The 17,192-nt window shown below is 65.5% G+C and carries 16 protein-coding genes; 9 read left to right on the plus strand and 7 right to left on the minus strand.

Annotation, left to right across the window (positions count from 1 at the left end; translation table 11 throughout):
• Nucleotide 1 precedes the first annotated feature (1 nt).
• Entirely contained in the window at nucleotides 2-373 is a 372-nt protein-coding gene (locus JQ627_RS11920; RefSeq protein WP_212484400.1) for a response regulator transcription factor, read from the minus strand.
• The gene (locus tag JQ627_RS11925; RefSeq protein WP_212484401.1) at nucleotides 370-1,236 is read right to left on the minus strand and encodes a S1C family serine protease; all 867 of its coding nucleotides are present in this window, start codon (nucleotides 1,234-1,236) and stop codon (nucleotides 370-372) included. Before JQ627_RS11925 ends, JQ627_RS11920 begins: the two co-directional genes overlap by 4 nt.
• 198 nt (nucleotides 1,237-1,434) lie before the next feature.
• Between JQ627_RS11925 and JQ627_RS11930 the strand changes: the two genes are divergently transcribed.
• The 3 genes from JQ627_RS11930 (at nucleotide 1,435) to JQ627_RS11940 (ending at nucleotide 5,861) form a co-directional block, all read left to right on the plus strand.
• Nucleotides 1,435-2,400 carry a VOC family protein gene (locus tag JQ627_RS11930; RefSeq protein ID WP_212484402.1) on the plus strand — a complete coding sequence of 322 codons (966 nt, stop codon included), beginning with the start codon at nucleotides 1,435-1,437 and terminating at the stop codon, nucleotides 2,398-2,400.
• Nucleotides 2,401-2,464: 64 nt separating this feature from the next.
• Nucleotides 2,465-3,340 carry a dihydrodipicolinate synthase family protein gene (locus tag JQ627_RS11935; RefSeq protein WP_212484403.1) on the plus strand — a complete coding sequence of 292 codons (876 nt, stop codon included), beginning with the start codon at nucleotides 2,465-2,467 and terminating at the stop codon, nucleotides 3,338-3,340.
• Nucleotides 3,341-3,536: 196 nt separating this feature from the next.
• Entirely contained in the window at nucleotides 3,537-5,861 is a 2,325-nt protein-coding gene (locus JQ627_RS11940) for a xanthine dehydrogenase family protein molybdopterin-binding subunit (protein ID WP_212484404.1), read from the plus strand.
• A gap of 224 nt (nucleotides 5,862-6,085) precedes the next feature.
• Here JQ627_RS11940 and JQ627_RS11945 read toward each other — a convergent pair whose 3' ends face one another.
• The 3 genes from JQ627_RS11945 to JQ627_RS11955 are packed head-to-tail and all read right to left on the minus strand — an operon-like array spanning nucleotide 6,086 to nucleotide 9,305.
• Complete coding sequence (locus tag JQ627_RS11945; protein WP_212484405.1) at nucleotides 6,086-7,282, minus strand: acyl-CoA dehydrogenase family protein; 1,197 nt, start codon at nucleotides 7,280-7,282, stop codon at nucleotides 6,086-6,088.
• A 15-nt stretch (nucleotides 7,283-7,297) separates the two neighbouring features.
• Entirely contained in the window at nucleotides 7,298-8,446 is a 1,149-nt protein-coding gene (locus JQ627_RS11950; protein ID WP_212484406.1) for an acyl-CoA dehydrogenase family protein, read from the minus strand.
• 4 nt (nucleotides 8,447-8,450) lie between these two features.
• Nucleotides 8,451-9,305, minus strand: a complete 855-nt coding sequence (locus tag JQ627_RS11955; RefSeq protein ID WP_212484407.1) for an enoyl-CoA hydratase — start codon at nucleotides 9,303-9,305, stop codon at nucleotides 8,451-8,453.
• Between the two features lie 139 nt (nucleotides 9,306-9,444).
• On the opposite strand from JQ627_RS11955, the gene JQ627_RS11960 reads away from it, so the two are divergent.
• The 6 genes from JQ627_RS11960 (at nucleotide 9,445) to JQ627_RS11985 (ending at nucleotide 14,817) form a co-directional block, all read left to right on the plus strand.
• Nucleotides 9,445-10,053 carry a LemA family protein gene (locus JQ627_RS11960; RefSeq protein WP_212484408.1) on the plus strand — a complete coding sequence of 203 codons (609 nt, stop codon included), beginning with the start codon at nucleotides 9,445-9,447 and terminating at the stop codon, nucleotides 10,051-10,053.
• A gap of 132 nt (nucleotides 10,054-10,185) precedes the next feature.
• Nucleotides 10,186-11,103, plus strand: a complete 918-nt coding sequence (locus tag JQ627_RS11965) for a YgcG family protein (protein ID WP_212484409.1) — start codon at nucleotides 10,186-10,188, stop codon at nucleotides 11,101-11,103.
• Between the two features lie 5 nt (nucleotides 11,104-11,108).
• A complete protein-coding gene (locus JQ627_RS11970; protein ID WP_212484410.1) occupies nucleotides 11,109-11,606 on the plus strand; it encodes a TPM domain-containing protein in 498 nt (165 codons plus the stop codon).
• A gap of 347 nt (nucleotides 11,607-11,953) precedes the next feature.
• Nucleotides 11,954-12,937: a hypothetical protein gene (locus JQ627_RS11975; RefSeq protein ID WP_212484411.1), complete on the plus strand. Its 984-nt coding sequence runs from the start codon at nucleotides 11,954-11,956 to the stop codon at nucleotides 12,935-12,937.
• A 93-nt stretch (nucleotides 12,938-13,030) separates the two neighbouring features.
• Nucleotides 13,031-14,578: a hypothetical protein gene (locus tag JQ627_RS11980; RefSeq protein WP_212484412.1), complete on the plus strand. Its 1,548-nt coding sequence runs from the start codon at nucleotides 13,031-13,033 to the stop codon at nucleotides 14,576-14,578.
• Between the two features lie 74 nt (nucleotides 14,579-14,652).
• Nucleotides 14,653-14,817 (plus strand): hypothetical protein, encoded by a 165-nt coding sequence (locus JQ627_RS11985; RefSeq protein ID WP_212484413.1) that lies wholly within the window; start codon nucleotides 14,653-14,655, stop codon nucleotides 14,815-14,817.
• 125 nt (nucleotides 14,818-14,942) lie between these two features.
• Here the strand turns inward: JQ627_RS11985 and JQ627_RS11990 are convergent, their stop codons facing one another.
• Nucleotides 14,943-15,590, minus strand: a complete 648-nt coding sequence (locus tag JQ627_RS11990; protein WP_212484414.1) for a glutathione S-transferase family protein — start codon at nucleotides 15,588-15,590, stop codon at nucleotides 14,943-14,945.
• Between the two features lie 157 nt (nucleotides 15,591-15,747).
• Nucleotides 15,748-16,953: a CaiB/BaiF CoA-transferase family protein gene (locus JQ627_RS11995; RefSeq protein WP_212484415.1), complete on the minus strand. Its 1,206-nt coding sequence runs from the start codon at nucleotides 16,951-16,953 to the stop codon at nucleotides 15,748-15,750.
• Nucleotides 16,954-17,192: the final 239 nt, after the last annotated feature.

Genomic DNA, 17,192 nt, shown 5'->3' on the forward strand with positions numbered 1-17,192 from the left:
GTCATAGCTCGATCACGCCGCGGCGTGCCGCATGCGCGACCGCGTCGGTGCGGCCGGTCGCATCCAGCTTGTCGAGCAGCGAGCCGACGTGGAATTTGACCGTGTGCACGGAAATGCCGAGCTGGCGCGCGATCAGCTTGTTGGACGCGCCTTCAGCCATCAGCGCCAGGACATCGAGCTCGCGCTGCGTCAGTGCGATGTCTTCCGGCATGCTGCGCGGATCGCGGGCGAGGATCGTCGCCGTGGCGGCCTCGCCGGGCGCGGCGAGCCGAAGCCCGGCGATGTTGCCGAGCAAGGCCGCCAGGCGATCGGCGAGGGCAGGATCGTCGATCTCCAGGGCGAGCACGATCTCGGGCGCCTTGTCCGCGCTCACGCCTCCGGCCTCTCGCCGACCGTGACCTTGAAGCTGACTGGCTCGCCGCCGCGGCGCACCGCGACATCGACCACCGCGCCGACGCTCGCAGGTCCCAGCGTCCGTGACAGCGCGCGCACGCCGGAGAGTTTCTGGTCGTTGACCGCCACGATGACGTCGCCCTGGCGGATGCCGGCCGCAGCCGCAGGACCGGCCTGGTCGACATTCATCACCATCGCGCCGATGCCGTCGTCGAGCCGCACCGGCTGGAGCCCGAGGCCGAGATATCCGCGGGCAATGTGGCCGCGCGCCTCCAATTGTGCCGCGACCCGCTCGATTGTCGCCGCCGGGATCACCAGCACCCGCCGCGGGCCGAGCACGGCCATGCCGAAGGCTTCGCCCGAAGCATCGAGCGCAAGGCCGCCTTGCTGGCCGAAGCGCAGGCGAACGTCGAGCTCGATCCGCGCATCGATGTCGCCGCCACGCAGGCTGCGCCAGCTCTTGCCTGACGCCGACACCATGCCGAGCGCAGCGCTCGGCGCATCGCGATCGGTGGCGACGACGATCGACAACGAGCCGAGGGGCGGAACGGTCGCGGCCAGCTTGACTGGCGCAATGCGGGCATCGGTGCGCAACAGCGCGACGTCGGTCGTATGGTCGCGGCCAGCGATCGTGGCGGCCGCGGTGCTGCCGTCGGGGAGGCTGATCTGGACCTCGCCCTCGTCGGCCAGCGCTTCGTCGGCGGTGACGATCAGGCCGGGTTTCCAGACGAAGCCGGTGGCGCGGGTGCGATGCGAATGCACGGCGACGATGGATGGCGCGGTGCGCGTCACGACATCCGCGAGCGCGGACGAAAGGGACGACAGAGGAGTGGGGTCGGTCATGGAAGGCTCCTGTAGATTGTCCTCAATCTGGGATGTCGCGGGCGATTGCGAAACTGGCCGGGTGGCCAGGACAGATGGGGCGGTCGGCCTCCGTAGGACCACGGCCGACGAACATGTGATTGGGACGCGCTCACGGGAACGTGTAGCAATCCGGCAATTGCACCGCACGTCCCTAAGCGTTTCCAGCGAGCCCCGACGATGACCATCGACCTCACCCGCCGCACCTTGCTTCATCTCGCCGGCGCGACCTCGCTCGCGATGGCGGCCGCGGCTGCTGCGCGTGCCGAGGGCACTCCGCAAGGCGGCGGGCCGACTTATGCCAGCCGCACGCCGATGCGGGTGGGCATGGTGACGCTCCGGGTCAAGAACCTCGACAAGGTCGCAGACTATTACCGCGACGTGATCGGGCTCGCCGTGATGGAGCGCTCGGCGAGCACCGCGAGGCTCGGCACGGCCGGCATCACGCTGCTGGTGCTCGAAGCCCGTCCCGAGGCCGCGATCGAGCCGCGCAACGCTGCGGGCCTCTACCATACCGCCTTCCTGATGCCGACGCGCAAGGACCTTGCGCGCTGGCTGGTGCATGCTGCCTCGCATCGCGTGCCGCTGTCGGGCTTCGCCGATCATCTCGTCAGTGAATCCGTCTATCTCGACGACCCCGAAGGCAACGGCATCGAGGTCTATGCCGACCGCGATCCCTCGCAGTGGCAGTGGAGCGAGGGCAGCGTGAAGATGGCGAGCGACGAGCTCAACATCCCCGACCTCTTGTCGCTGACCAATACGCGCGTCGCTGACTATGCGAAGGCCCCGGACGGCCTGCGCATCGGCCACATGCATCTGCGCGTCGGCGATCTCGCGCAGGCGCAGAGTTTTTACCACGGCACGATTGGCCTCGACCCGACCCGCAGCCGCAATGGCGCTGCGTTCCTGTCGTCGGGCCGCTATCACCATCACCTCGGCATGAATGTCTGGCAGAGCCAGGGGGCCGGCCAGCGCGACGATCAGACCACGGGGCTCGCCTGGTTCTCGCTGCTCATGGCCAAGCAGGACATTCTCGCTGCGCAGGAGGAACGCCTGCGCAAGGGCGGAGCGCAGGTCACGGCGCTCGCCAACGGTGTGGAGGCCGTCGATCCCTGGGGCACGCGGGTGCGCCTGATCAGGATTTGATCGCCGGCGCGGGCATTGCTAATACCGGTCAGGCGCTAGCCAGTTTTCCGGGGTTCAGCCTGACATGCCCGATTTTCACGGCGTCTTTCCCTATCTCGTTTCGCCCGTCGATACCGATGGCACGGTGCGCACCGAAGTCCTCGGCAAGCTCTGCGACGATTTGATTGGCGCAGGCGTGCACGGGTTGACGCCGCTCGGCTCGACCGGCGAGTTCGCCTATCTCAATGCCGCGCAACGCACCGCGATCGTGCAGACCACCATCCAGGCCGCGAAGGGACGGGTGCCGGTTGTGGCCGGCGTCGCCTCCACGTCGACGGCGGACGCGGTGGCTCAGGCGAAGGCCTATCAGAAGTGTGGTGCCAACGGCATCCTGGCGATCCTGGAAGCCTATTTTCCGCTCGCCGATGCCCAGGTCGAATCCTACTTCCGCAGCATCGCGGATGCCGTGGACATTCCCGTCGTCATCTACACCAATCCGCAATTTCAGCGTTCCGATCTCACGCTCGACATCATCGCTCGCCTCGCCGAACATCCGCGCATCGGCTACATCAAGGACGCCTCGACCAATACGGGCCGGTTGCTCTCGATCATGAACCGCTGCGGCGATGCCTTGCGCGTGTTCTCGGCCTCCGCCCATATCCCGGCCGCAGTGATGCTGATCGGCGGCCTCGGCTGGATGGCGGGCCCGGCCTGCATCATCCCGCGCCAGAGCGTCGCGCTCTACGACCTCTGCAAGGCCGGCCGCTGGGACGAGGCCATAGCGCTCCAGCGCAGGCTGTGGCGGATCAACGAGGCCTTCGCCCGCTTCAACCTCGCGGCCTGCATCAAGGCCGGGCTAGCGATCCAGGGCTACGACGTCGGCGATCCCGTCCCGCCGCAAGCGGCGCTGACGGCCGATGCGCGCAAGGTGGTGGAAGCGGCGCTGCGGGAGCTGGGCTAGGCTCCTCCGTCGTCATGGCCGGGCTTGACCCGGCCATCCACGCCTTAACCCGCAGCACAAAGAACGTGGAAGCCCGGGACGAGCCCGGGCATGACGAATCCGTACATATCCCGCCTAAAACCGCGGCTGGTATGCCTCCGATCGATCCGCTAAAAGGCTGCCCGCAGTTTCGAAAAGACCCTGAGGACCCCACGGAATGAATATTCTTCCCGGCAATTTGCGTTTCGGAGCGGGCCAGCCCGTCAAGCGTTTGGAAGACCAGCGGCTGCTCACCGGGAAGGGCCAGTTCATCGACGACAAGCCGGAGGAGGGCGCGCTGTGGTTGCATGTGCTGCGCTCGCCGCATGCCCACGCGAACATCGTCGCGATCGACACCAGCGCAGCCGCGTCGATGCCGGGCGTCGCCGCGATCTATACCGGCGCCGACCTCGTCAGGGACGATATAGGCACCATCCCGACGCTGAGCATCTTCAAGCGCCCGGACGGCAAGCCGATGACCGTGCCGCCGCGCCGCCTGCTCGCCCATGAGATCGTGCGCTATGCCGGCGAGGCGGTCGCAGCCGTGGTCGCCTCGTCGCGCACCGAGGCGCAAAGCGCGGCCGAAGCGATCGTGGTCGAGTACGACGTGCAGCCCGCGGTGGTCGATCCGGTCGAGGCCGTAAAACCCGGTGCGCCCGTGGTCTGGCCCGAGGCGCCCGACAACATCGTCGGCGCGATGAGCTATGGCGATGCCGCAAAGGCCGACGAGGCATTCGCCAAGGCCGCGCACACGGTCGAGCTCGACATCGTCAGCCAGCGCCTCGTGCCCTCCGCGATGGAGCCGCGCTCGACCATTGCCGAGATTGACAAGAAAACCGGCCGCCTCCTCCTGCACGTGCAGTCGCAGACCCCGGCCTCGACCCGCGACGTGCTGGCGGAAGCCGTGCTCAAGCGTCCCAAGGACAGCGTACGCGTGCTGGTCGGCGACATCGGCGGCGGTTTTGGCCAGAAGACCAACCTCTATCCGGAAGACGGGATCGTCGCTTATGCCGCGACCAAGCTGAACAAAAAGATCCGCTGGCGCGGTGACCGCACCGACGAGTTCGTCGGCGGCACGCACGGCCGCGATCTCACCTCGACCGCCTCCTTCGCGCTGGACGAGAAGGGCAAGGTGCTGGCCTATCGCGTCAAGTCGATCGGCTGCACCGGCGCTTACTCCTCGGGTGCGGCGAACATCATCCCGCTGGTGCTCGGGCCATTCGTGCAGACCGGTGTCTACGATCTACCGCTGGTGCATTTCGAGGTGCAGTCGGTGATGACCAACACCGCGCCTGTCGGCGCCTATCGCGGCGCGGGCCGCCCGGAGGCGGTGTTCATCGTCGAGCGCCTGTTCGACGCAGCCGCCCGAAAGATCGGCATGGATCCGCGCGCGATCCGGAAAGCGAACTACATCAAGCCTGCGCAGCTGCCCTACACCAACGCTGCCGGGCAGGTTTACGATTCCGGTGCCTTCGCCCACATGCTCGACCGCGCCGTGAAGCTCGCCGATTGGGATGGCTTTGCCGCGCGCAAGAAGGCGGCGAAGAAGAAGGGCCTGCTCTACGGCCGCGGGCTCACCTCCTACATCGAATGGACCGGCGGCCGCGCCCACACCGAGAAGGTCAGCCTGCACGCGACCTCGCAGGGCCGCGTCGTCCTGCATTCCGGCACCATGGCGATGGGGCAGGGGCTGCAGACCACCTACACCCAGATGATCTCGGACACACTCGGCATTGCCATGGACAAGATCGACGTGGTCCAGGGCGATACCGATCTCGCCATGGGCTTTGGCAGCGTCGGCTCGCGCTCGCTGTTCGTCGGCGGCACGGCGGTGGCGGTCTCCTCCAACGATCTGATCCAGAAGGCACGTGAGAAGGCGGCGAACGTGCTCGAGACCTCGGTCGAGGACATCGAGTACCAGGGCGGCATGCTCACCGTGGTTGGTACCGACCGCCGCATCAGCCTGTTCGATCTTGCCGAGAAGGAAGGCGGCGCAAAACTCAGCGTCGATTCCGAAGGTGAGGTCGATGGCCCGAGCTGGCCGAACGGCACGCATATCTGCGAGGTCGAGATCGACCCCGAGACCGGCGTCTCCCGCGTTGTGCGCTACACCACGGTCGACGACGTCGGCGTTGCCGTGAACCCGATGCTGGTCACCGGCCAGATCCATGGCGGCGTCGCGCAGGGCATCGGCCAGGCGCTCTACGAAGGCGTATCCTACGACGCCGACGGTCAGCTCCTCACCGCCAGCTACCAGGATTACTGCATCCCGCGCGCCGACGACGTGCCGCCGATCGTGGTGACGCTAGACGATTCCGCGCCCTGCCGCACCAATCCGCTCGGCGCCAAGGGCTGCGGCGAATCCGGTGCCATCGGCGGCCCGCCCTGCGTCACCAACGGCGTGATGGACGCGCTCGCCGAGCTCGGCATCACCCAGCTCAACACGCCGCTGACGCCGCAGAAGATCTGGAAGGCGATCCGGGACGCGAAGGTTGCGGGCTAAGCGCAGCTGTTACGCGGGCTATCGCGACACATTCCACTGCCGTCCCGGGGCGCGCACAGCGCGAGCCCGGGACCCATAACCACAGGGCGCGGCTTGACGCGAAGCCGCCAACTCCGAGTCCCCGTAACCAAATCCGCCTGTGGTTATGGGTCCCCGCCCCCGTGCGCAATTGCGCACTAGGCGGGGGCGACACCGAGTAGGTGGCTCCATCCGGACTACGAGCCTCAAATCCCCAGCATCATCTTTGCGATGATGTCGCGCTGGATTTCCGAGGTGCCCCCGAAGATCGTATAGGCCCGGCCGTTGAGATATTCCGGCACCACCGTCAGCATCTCCTCAGGCACCGCGGGCTCGTGGTTGAGCTTGTAGAGCGGGCGCATCGGCTCGACTGCGAGCGCATCGTGACCGATCACGTCGACGCCCAGTCGCGTCACGGCCTGGCGGATCTCGCTGTTACGCAGCTTCAGGATCGACGACACCGCGCCGGGATTTTGTCCGGTCTGCAGCGCCGACAGCACGCGCAGCTCGGTCATCTCCAGCGCGTCGATGTCGACTTCGACCTCGGAGATGCGCGAGGCGATATCGGGACTGTCGATCGCGCGACCGGTCAGATCTGACTCGGCGAGCTCCGCAATCGCCTTCAACCCCTCGCGCAGCTTCGCCGACGCAATGCCGGAGCCGCGCTCGAACTCGAGCAGATATTTGCCGTAGGTCCAGCCCTTGCCTTCCTCACCGACGCGGTTGGCGACGGGTACGCGCACGTCGTCGAAGAACACCTGGTTGACCTCGTGGTCGCCGCCGATGGTGAGGATCGGACGCGTGGTGATGCCTGGCGTCGTCATGTCGATCAGGACAAAGCTGATGCCGTCCTGCTGCCGCGGCCCGTCGCTGGTGCGCACCAGCGCGAACATGCGGTTGGCGTGGTGCGCATGCGTGGTCCAGATTTTTGTGCCGTTGATGATGTAGTCGTCGCCGTCGCGCACCGCGCGCGTCTTCAGCGACGAGAGATCGGAGCCGGAGCCCGGCTCGGAATAGCCCTGGCACCAATAATCCTCGCCGGAGAGAATCCGCGGCAGGTAGAAATTCTTTTGCTCGGGACTGCCGAAGCCGATGATGACGGGCCCGACCATCTTCACGCCCATCACATTGACATTGGGCACGCCGGCCCGCGCGCTCTCGGTCTCGAAAATCCAGCGCTGCGCCGGCGTCCAGTCCGGGCCGCCATATTCGACTGGCCAGCCCGGTGCGCCCCAGCCCTGCCGGTGCAGCGCGCGCTGCCAGGCCATGCCGATATCAGGATCGGAGAACACCGACGGCGTCAGCGCGGTCGCGCGCTTCATCTCCTCAGTGAGATTTTTCGCGATGAAGCCACGCACCTCGTCCTGGAAGGCGCGCTCCTCGGCATTGAACGACAGGTCCATGATGCGCTCCTTGCGTCAGGCAGGCTGGGTGGTGCGGCCGAGCCAGGCGTGGCGGCCATAGTGATGCGCGCTGCCGCCGAACAGCGTGTCGAAGGCGACCAGCCGCTTGAAATAGGCACCGACCTCGAGTTCTTCCGTGACGCCCATGCCGCCATGGAGCTGGATCGACTGCTCGCCGACGAAGCGCGCGCATTTGCCGATCTTCGCTTTCGCACCCGACGCGGCCCGCGCGCGCTCGACCGGCGGGCTATCCGCCTTCAGCGCGGCGCGCAGTGCCATCGAGCGTGACTCGTCGACCTGCATCGCCATGTCCGCGAGGCGGTGGCGGATCACCTGGTTGGCGGAGAGCGGCCGGCCAAACTGCTTTCGGATCTTAGTGTATTCGAGCGTGGTGTCGAGCAGTACCTGCATGATGCCGACGGCTTCGGCGCCAAGCGCGGCCATGGTGCGATCGACGGCCCATTCGATCGCGGAAAGCGCATCGCTGCCGTCACCGAGCAGCGCATCCTCCGGCAGCTCCACGCCCGATAGCTCTATGTTGCAGGCCCGTCCGCCGCCGAGGCGCTCATAGTCGCTGATCGAAACGCTCGGCGTCTTCGCCGGCACCAGGAACAAGCCGATCCGTCCCGATGGTCCCTGATGATCATGGATATGCGCGGAGATGATGATCTCGTCGGCCGCGTGGCCGTCGAGCACGGCGATCTTGCTGCCGGCAAGGCGCCAGCCTTGGGCGGTCTTGTGGGCGACGGTCGCGACCTTGGTGAGATCGAACCGCGCCGCGCGCTCGGAATGGGCGAAGGCGAGTTTGAGTGATCCGTCCGCGACCTTCGGCAGCCTAGCCTGTTTCTGCGCCGTGCTGCCGCATCTCTCGATCAGGGCCGCTCCCAGCACGACCGTCGCGACATACGGCTCGGACACCAGCCCGCGGCCGAAAGCTTCCATCAGAATGCCGATCTCGACCGTGCCGCCACCGAGCCCGTCAAACTCTTCCGCGATCGGCAGCGCCAGCCAGCCGAGCTCGGCGAACTGCTTCCACACATCAGGGCTGAAGCCGGACGGGTCCTTCGCCATCTTGCGGCGGTGATCGGCATCGTAGCTTTCGGCCACGAAGCGTTCCGCGCTCTCGCGCAGCAGCCGTTGCTCGTCGCTGAGATTGAGGTCCATGTATCTACTCCGCGGCCGCCGCCGGCTTGCGCACGGAGGGATGAAGTCCGGATGGATCGACCACCATGCCGAACTCCTGAAGATTATGGGCGTGACAGAGCTGATGCAGCGCGAAGGCCTGGTCGATCGCGGCGGGCTGGCCCATCACGTCGACGGAGCGGTTCACCGCCTCCTTGGTCAGCTTCAGCGCGAAGGACGGCTTTGCTGCGATCCTGAGCGCCAGCTCCATCACGGATGCCGAGAGTTCCGCGCGCGGCACGACCCGGTTGACCATGCCGAGCTGATGCGCCTCCTGCGCGCTCCAGCTGTCGGCGGTGAACAGAAATTCCTTGGCCTTGCGCGCATCCAACTCCCAGGGATGCACGAACCATTCGACGCCGCAGACGCCCATGGTGACCACGGGATCGCAGAATTGCGCATCGTCGCTGGCGACGATGAGGTCGCAGGCCCAGGCCAGCATCAGGCCGCCGGCGATGCATTTGCCATGCACCTCGGCAATGGTCGGCTTGGCGAGGTTGCGCCAGCGCCGCGTGATCTGGAGATAGATTTCCTGTTCGCGCGCGAAACGTCCGTGCGCGTTCGGTTCGGCAAAGCCGCCCCAATTTCCTACCGGCGGAAAATCGACGCCTGCGGCATTTTTGCCGCCCGGGCGCAGATCGTGGCCGGAGGAGAAGTGCGGACCGTTGCCGGCGAGGATGATGACTTTGACCGTATCGTCCTGCACCGCCGCATCGAAGGCGGCGTTGATATCGTAGGTCATTTGCAGGTTTTGCGCGTTGCGCGCCTCGGGCCGGTTCATCACGACCCGTGTAATCGCCGGATCCGGCCTCTCCACGAGGATGGTCTCGAACGAGGTCATCGCGTTCCCCCTGGCGTTTCCGTTCTTGTTTTGCTCAAGTTGACTATGTCGGCCAGGGATAGGCAAGAGGCTTGCGTAAATCGGCTGCTTTTCGCCCGCAATCTGGTAGTTTGCGCCAGATTTCACCGGGAGAAATTTGATGCGCAAGATCCTCACCGTGCTGGCGGCGCTGGCGTCGCTCAGCCTGACCAATTGCGGCTACAACGCGATCCAGAGCGAGGACGAGCAGATCAAGGCCAACTGGTCCGAGGTCGTGAACCAGTATCAGCGCCGCGCCGATCTCGTGCCCAATCTCGTCAATTCGGTAAAGGGCTTTGCCCAGCAGGAAAAGGACGTGCTGCTCGGCGTCACCAATGCCCGCGCCAAGGTCGGCAGCATCCAGGCCACGCCCGAGGTGTTGAACGACCCGGCCGCGTTCCAGAAATTCCAGGCCGCCCAGGGCGAGCTCTCCAGCGCGCTCTCGCGTCTCCTCGTCGTCACCGAGAACTACCCGCAGCTCAAGTCGGACGCGCTGTTCAAGGACTTGATGTCGCAGCTCGAAGGCACCGAGAACCGCATCACGGTGGCGCGCAATCGCTACATCAAGGCGGTGCAGGATTATAACGTCACCATTCGCTCCTTCCCGAGCAACCTCACCGCGATGATGTTCGGCTACAAGGATAAGCCGAACTTCTCGGTCGACAACGAGAAGGAAATCTCGACCGCGCCGAAGGTCGATTTCAACCCGGCGCCTGCGCCGTCGAAGTAAGCGCGTTCGCCCCCAATGCGCGCCACACACTCCGCTGTCATTCCCCGCGAAGGCGGGGAATCCAGTACGCCGCGGCTCCTGCGTAGTCCTCTGGCGTCTCTGGAATACTGGATCGCCCGGTCAAGCCGGGCGATGACAGCGAGGTTGTGGCGCGCTTGTTCTGCTGTTTCACTGTGCGTTGCCCTCTTTCTCGCGCTTGCACTTACCTTTGCCTTCCCCGCCTTGGCCGATGTCACCGTGCCGCAGCTCACCGGCCGCGTGGTCGATCAGACCGGCACGCTGTCGAGCAGCGACATCGCCGCGCTGTCGCAAAAACTGCGTGACTTCGAGACGCGCAAGGGCAGCCAGGTCGCCGTCCTGATCGTACCGACGACGGCCCCGGAGACGATCGAGCAGTTTTCCATTCGCGTCGCGGACGCCTGGAAGATCGGCCGCAAGAAGGTGGACGACGGCGCGATTCTCGTCGTCGCCAAGAACGACAGGCATTTGCGCATCGAGGTCGGCTATGGCCTCGAAGGCGCGCTGACCGACGTCACGTCGCGGCGGATCATCGACGAGATCATCACACCGAAATTCAGGACGGGCGATTTCGCCGGCGGCATCTCGGATGGCGTCGATCGCATGATCCGCGTCATCGACGGCGAGCCGCTGCCGGTTCCTTCACCCAGCGTCAACTTCGGCAATCTGGACGATCTCGCACCGATCTTCATTGTGACGCTGTTCGCCTCGATCGGGGTCGGCGGGTTCTTCCGGGCCATACTGGGGCGGCTGCTCGGATCATTGGCGACCGGAGGCATCATCGCGGCGCTGACCTGGCTCATTCTCGGCTCTGTCGCGCTCGCCATGGCTGTGGGAGTCCTCGGCTTCATCATCGGGTTCATGGCCGATCTGTTCTCGGCTATAGGGCCAAGCTCGGGCTCGTCGCGCGGCGGTTCGTGGTCGAGCGGCTCCTCGGGAGGCGGGTGGAGCAGTGGCTCGTCGAGCGACAGCGGCAGCTTCAGCGGCGGCGGTGGCAGTTTTGGCGGCGGCGGCGCCTCGGGGAGCTGGTAGCGGTCATGAGCATCAAGCGCATTGCCAAACATCTCGTACAGCATCATTGGCGGGCGAAGCAGATCTTTCCGCCAAGAGTGCTCGCCCGCATCGAGCAGGCGATCAAGCAAGGCGAGACCACGCATTCCGGTCAGGTCCGCTTCGTCGTCGAAGGCGCCCTCGACGGCAGGCCGCTGTTCCGCAACCAGCCGGCCCGCGCGCGCGCGCTCGACGTGTTCTCGCATCTGCGCATCTGGGACACCGCGCACAACAACGGTGTCCTGATCTATCTCCTGCTCGCCGACCGCGACGTCGAAATCGTTGCCGATCGCGGCATTGACGCGAAGGTCGGTGGGGAGGGCTGGGAAAGCATCTGCCGCGCGATGGAGGCCGAGTTCGCCTCCGGCCAGTTCGAGCGAGGCGTGATCGGCGGCATTGAGGCGGTATCGCAGGAGCTGGCGCGGCATTTCCCGCCCCAAGGCCCGCGTGCGAACGAGCTGCCGGATGCGCCGGTGGTGATGTGACCGCGAAGCAATCCAGACCGCCTCTGCGGAAAGGCTCTGGATTGCTTCGCTGCGCTCGCAATGACGAGGTGGATGCAGCGCGCTCAACTCTCTGACCGTCACCCTGAGGTGGCCGCTTCTTCAGCGGCCCTCGAAGGGCGACGGCCCGGCCGTTGCGCGGCCGTTCATCTTCCCCCGCTTACAATTTGTTTCACGCCCGCCACACCGGTTCCACGTTCCCGGCCAAATTCGGCCCCGGATGACTTCCTAAAATTTCGGTAAGCGGGTCCCGAGGTAAGGATTTCGCAAGCAATGAAAGTTACCAAAAGGTCAATCCAGCGTGGAGTATTTGAACTGTGAGCGAACCAATGGCTGAGCAGGCTGCCCAGGACAACAGCGTCGTCGAAGCCGCCGCGACCGCGCCGGCTGTCGAGGCTGCCGGGATCGAGGCCCCCTCGATTGCTCCCGACCATGAGACGTTGCCCAAGCCGGATCCGGTGAAGGCCGAGGCTCCCAAGATCGAGCCGCCGCGGATCGAAGTTCCGAAGTTCGAAGCCAGGGTTGAGCCGAAGGCCGAGACCAAGCCCGAGCCGAAGCCCGGCAAGCTTATCGTCATGGCGCCCTCGGAGCGCTCCTGGGAGCGCGAGGAGTTTGCCCCGCATGTGAAGGCGGACGAGCCGCGCGAGACCGGCGGCAAGCGCCGCCTGTCGGCGATGGCCGCGGTGGTGGCGATCGCGGCCTGCGTCGGCGCCATCAGCGGCGCGCTCGCGACCGCCGGCATGATGCACTTCGCAGCCCCGGCCCCCGCGCCGGCGCAGGTCGCCGACACCAGCGCGCTGGACGCCTCTGTCGCCCGGATCGATGCCGACGTCGTCGCGCTGAAGGCCAACGTCGAGCACACCTCCAAGACCGGCCTCGGTCAGTTCAACCGAACCAACGACCGCCTCGACAAGCTCGAGAAGGCCCAGGCCGAACCGATGGCAAAAATCGCAAAGTTGTCGGAGGCCGTCGACAAGCTCCGCGCCACGCCGCCCGCGGCCCCCGCGCAGGCCGCAGCGGCAGCCGCGAAGGAGACCACCGGCTCGATCGCGCCGACCCAGGTTGCGACCGCCGCCGCCGCACCGGTTCCGGTCCCTGCCGCGCCGAAGACCGAGGTCGGCCGGTTGCCGACGATCGACGGCTGGGTGCTGCGCGACGTCGCCAATGGAGGCGCGCTGATCGAGGGCCGCGGAGGCCTCTACGAGGTCTACGCCGGCGACCCCATCCCCGGAATTGGCCGCGTCGACGCGATCCGCCGCCAGGACGGCCGCTGGGTCGTCGTCACCAGCAAGGGCCTTATCGTCGCGCGCTGAGCGTTCGATATCCGATCTTCAAAGAGGCGCTTCACCACCGTGTGAAGCGCCTTTTTACTTGAATAGGCCGGCTTGCGCGGTGTTACCTCAGGCATGAGCCGCGCATTGCGAATTCTCGTTGCTGCCGTCGTCTTGCTGGGCGGCACCGTGTCGCTTTTCGCCGCGGACAACGCGCCGCTGACGCGCGGCACGGCGATCACCGATCCCGATCTCCTGCGCAAGCTCGACCAGCACGACGCGCTCACGATCTCGCGCCTGCTGTGGCCGGAACGGAACGCGGACTTTCCGCTGACGACCGATCTGCTGTTTTCGCAGCTGTCGCAGCTCAAGGGAATTCCCCCCGCGATCGACGCGGAATTCGACCGCTACATCATCGGGCAGAAGGCGGCATATCCGATCGAGACCATCGGCGTCGGCGAAGGCTTTGACGTGCAGTTGTTCGACCGGGCCAATCTGAAATCCCGCGACACGCGCTTTGTCCTGGCGGGCATCGTCAACCGCATGGACCGCGCCTATGTCGCGGAAGACTCCTGCGGCGAGATCCGGCTGATCTATCGACTGGCGCATTTCGAGACCAGGCCGGACGGCGGCAAGAACGCAACGCGGCTGCCGATGACGCTCAATCTGGTGATGAAGGCGAGGGATGCGCGCCAGACCGATGCGAACGGCAAGCCGGTCACCTGCGCCGAGGTCGCGCGGCGCTGGCTCGACAATGGCGACTGGCAGGGGCTGATCGGCAGCAGCTCCTATCCTTACGATGCCATGCTCGATCGCATCGAAACCAACATCCAGATCTCCATCGCGCCGAAATCGGCGTTGCACGATTTCCGCTCCGACTATCTGCTCAAGGTGTTCAAGTACAACGCCGCCACGAAACAGTTCGAGGAATCGACGCTGGAGAACCAGATCGACCGTGATCGGATTCTCGCGGATGACGCGCTTCGACGTGACTTCAAGGCCTGGCTGCTTGCGCCGGACAATCTTCGTGAGTTCGATCGTGGCACGGTGCTGATCCCCGAGAAGTTTCTGGCGAAGGCCGCGGTGGTGTTGACGCCTGCCGGCCTCGATGCCTCCGCATTGCAGCCGGAGTTCGGCATGATGCAAGGGGAAGGAAAAGGGGAGGGCAAGGACAATCCCGTCTTCACCGACAACGACGTTGTCGGCGCGTTGAAGCAGGCGGCCGCGCGCGGGGACATGCAGAACATCCGTTCGGTCGCGGGCTTCCAGCGCCGCCTCAACGACGTCACCTGCGCCGGCTGCCACCAGACCCGCGGCATCGGCGGCTTCCATTTCCCCGGCGTCGACTGGCTCGCGGACAAGCCGTCTAATTCCACCATCGTGCCGGCTTCGCCGCATTTCTTCGGTGACCAGCTCCGACGCCGCGACATCCTGACCGCATTCGCCGCGGGCAAACGCCCTGATTTCTCACGCGGATTTGCCAGCCGACCGCAGACCCGCGGCAGCGGGGAGCTGGCCGGTACCGAATATCAGGATGGCTGGGGTGCCCATTGTTCCCTGCAAAATGCGGGATCGGGAGCGCCGGACAGGAGTTTTACGTCATGGAGCTGTGCTAAAGGTCTCACCTGTCAGGCTGCCGCGGCATCGAGCCGCATCGGCATGTGCTTCATCAAGACGCGCTAGCGCATGATCCGGAAAAGTGTGTAGCGGTTTTTCGATAAGATCATGCGCAAGAAACCGACCGATTTGGATCACCCATGACGGACTCGAGCGAAGCCAACAAAGAGCGCAATCGCGAGATCGCGCGCAATGAGGAAGCCAAGCAGGTCACCGGCAGCATCCGCGTCAGCACCTGGGCGGTCGCGGTGGTCGTCATCGTCGGCGGGATTTTGTTCACTCTAGGCTGGCTGGCGCTGAGGTAGTCGCACTCTCTTTCGTCATGCCAGGGCTTGTCCCGGGCATCCACGTTCTCGTCTCCGCGCTCAAGATCGTGGATGGCCGGGACAAGCCCGGCCATGACGGCGCTGAGAATTCGGTGCGTGCGCCCTCACGTCGCGTAATTCGTCATCCGCTTGCCGGGCAAGAGCTCGTAGGCCGGCTTCCAGCCGGGCAGTGCGGCCATGCGCCCGAGCCAGGCGTGGATCGCGGGATGGCTCGTGGCGAAATCAAAGCCGTGCTCGTCGCTCGGATAGTGCAGATAGGCCATCATCGAGATATCGGCGACCGTTGGCCTCGTGCTGATCGCGAAGGCGTTGTGCCGGAGATGCCCGTCGAGAATGCCGAGAAAGTCCTCGAGCCGCCGGCGAAAATGCTTCAGCACCTGCGGGTCGTTCTTCTCGGTGAACGCCCGCATGAAGCGATAGGTTGCCATGTAGCCGGTGAGCTTGTGGTTGTCCCAGAACAGCCAGCGCAGCAGCTCGAATTTTTCGTCCTCCGTTTCGGCGCCGAAACGGCCGTACTGCTCGGCAAGCTTGAGCAGGAGGGGCGCCGTCTGCGTCATCTTCACGCCGTCGACCTCGAGCACGGGAATCTCGCCCATCTCGTTCACGGCCTTGCGCCACTCCGCCGTGCGCGTGACGCCGCCGCCGAAATCGGTCCACACCGGCTCGAACCTCTCGCCGCAGAGCGTGAGCATCAGCGCCAGCTTGTAGCTGTTGCCGGACTCCGGGAAGTAGTGCAAGCGGTAGCTGGGCATGGGACCTCACGGCGCGGGAGCTTTGCCGGTGATTATACCGGGATGCTTCCACGCCGTCATTGCGAGCGCAGCGAAACAATCCAGCAATGCATCCGCGGTGGGATTCTGGATTGCTTCGCTGCGCTCGCAATGACGAGGTTGCGAGGACGTGCCAACCCTAGCCAACAGCGCCCGAACCTCGCAGCTGCTTGATCGCCTTCTCGTCGTATCCCGCCCCGCGCAAAATCTCGTCACTGTGCTCGCCGACGGCCGGCGGCTTGCGCGGCTGCACCTTCTTGGCGCCGTCGATCCAGATCGGGCTCGAGATGGTGAGCATGGTGTCGTTCTCGAACGGCACCAGCACCTCGTTGTCGAGCATCTGCTTGTCGTTCGGGATGTCGTCCAAAATGCCGACGATGCCGAACACGAGGCCGTTGCCGTCGAGGATCTTGCGCCATTCGGCGAGATCCTTGGTCGCGAAGGTCTCGTCGAAGATCTTGATCAGCTCGACCGAGCGGGCGTGGCGGTCGGGTTTGGTGGCAAAGCGCGGATCGGTGATGAGGTCTTCGCGTCCCAGGCACTTGGCCAGCGTCGGAAACTGCTTCTCCTCGCTCAGCAGCGACAGGATCAGCCAGCGGCCGTCCTTGCACTGGTAGTGGTTGGCGACGGCATTGAGCGCGCGCTCGCGCGGGCGTCTCTCAGCGAACTTGGCGCCGCAGAGCTTGGCCTGCGCCAGCACGCTTGCCGCCCACACCCCATTCGCCATCAGGTTGGAGGCGACATGCGAGCCCTTGCCAGTCTTCTCGCGCTGATACAGCGCGGTGACGATCGCGCCATAGAACGCCATGGCGCAGGGATGGTCGCCCATGCCGGCGACCGAGCGGGCCGGCGTCGTGTGGGTGTCGGCGCGGACGAGGTCCATCAGGCCTGAGCGCGCCCAATAGGCGTTGCTGTCGAAGCCGGGCTTGTTGGCCTCTTCGCCCTTTTCGCCATAGCCGGTGAACGAGGCGTAGATCAGCCGGTCGTTGAGATGGGCGAGATGGTCATAGGTGATGCCGAGCTTGGCGCGCACCGGCGGCGGCATGTTGGTGATGAAGACATCGGCCTCTTCGACCAGCTTGTAGAGCACGGCCTGCGCCTCCGGCTTGGAGAGGTCGAGCGCGATGCTCTTCTTGTTGCGGGCCTCCAGCAGCCAGGCGAAATTGTGCTCGCTGGTCGGATAGCCCGGAATGTTGGGCAGATTGCGGTAGGGGTCGCCGGCGCCGGGCGGCTCGATCTTGATGACGTCGGCGCCGAAATCCGACAGCACGGTCGCGGCCGCGGGCGCTGCGATGAAGCTCGCGCAATCCAGAACCTTGAGCCCTGCAAAAATGCCCTTTTCCATCGCGGCGTTGCTCCCTCGCTCTTGTTGTTTCCCGCGCGCTGGAATTGGCGCCGGCCAAGTCATGGCAGCATTAGACCGATGTTTCGCCGGGATGCAACGGCGCCAGGCGCAGGGCTCATTGCTGTGATCCGTCACCCTGAGGTGGCCGCAAAGCGGCCCTCGAAGGGCGACGGCCTGGCTGCATCCGGGCGGCCGTTCATCCTTCGAGGCTCCCGGCGCGATGCTTGGCATCGCGCCAC

The organism is Bradyrhizobium liaoningense (genome assembly GCF_018130785.1).
Lineage (GTDB): Bacteria > Pseudomonadota > Alphaproteobacteria > Rhizobiales > Xanthobacteraceae > Bradyrhizobium > Bradyrhizobium liaoningense_A.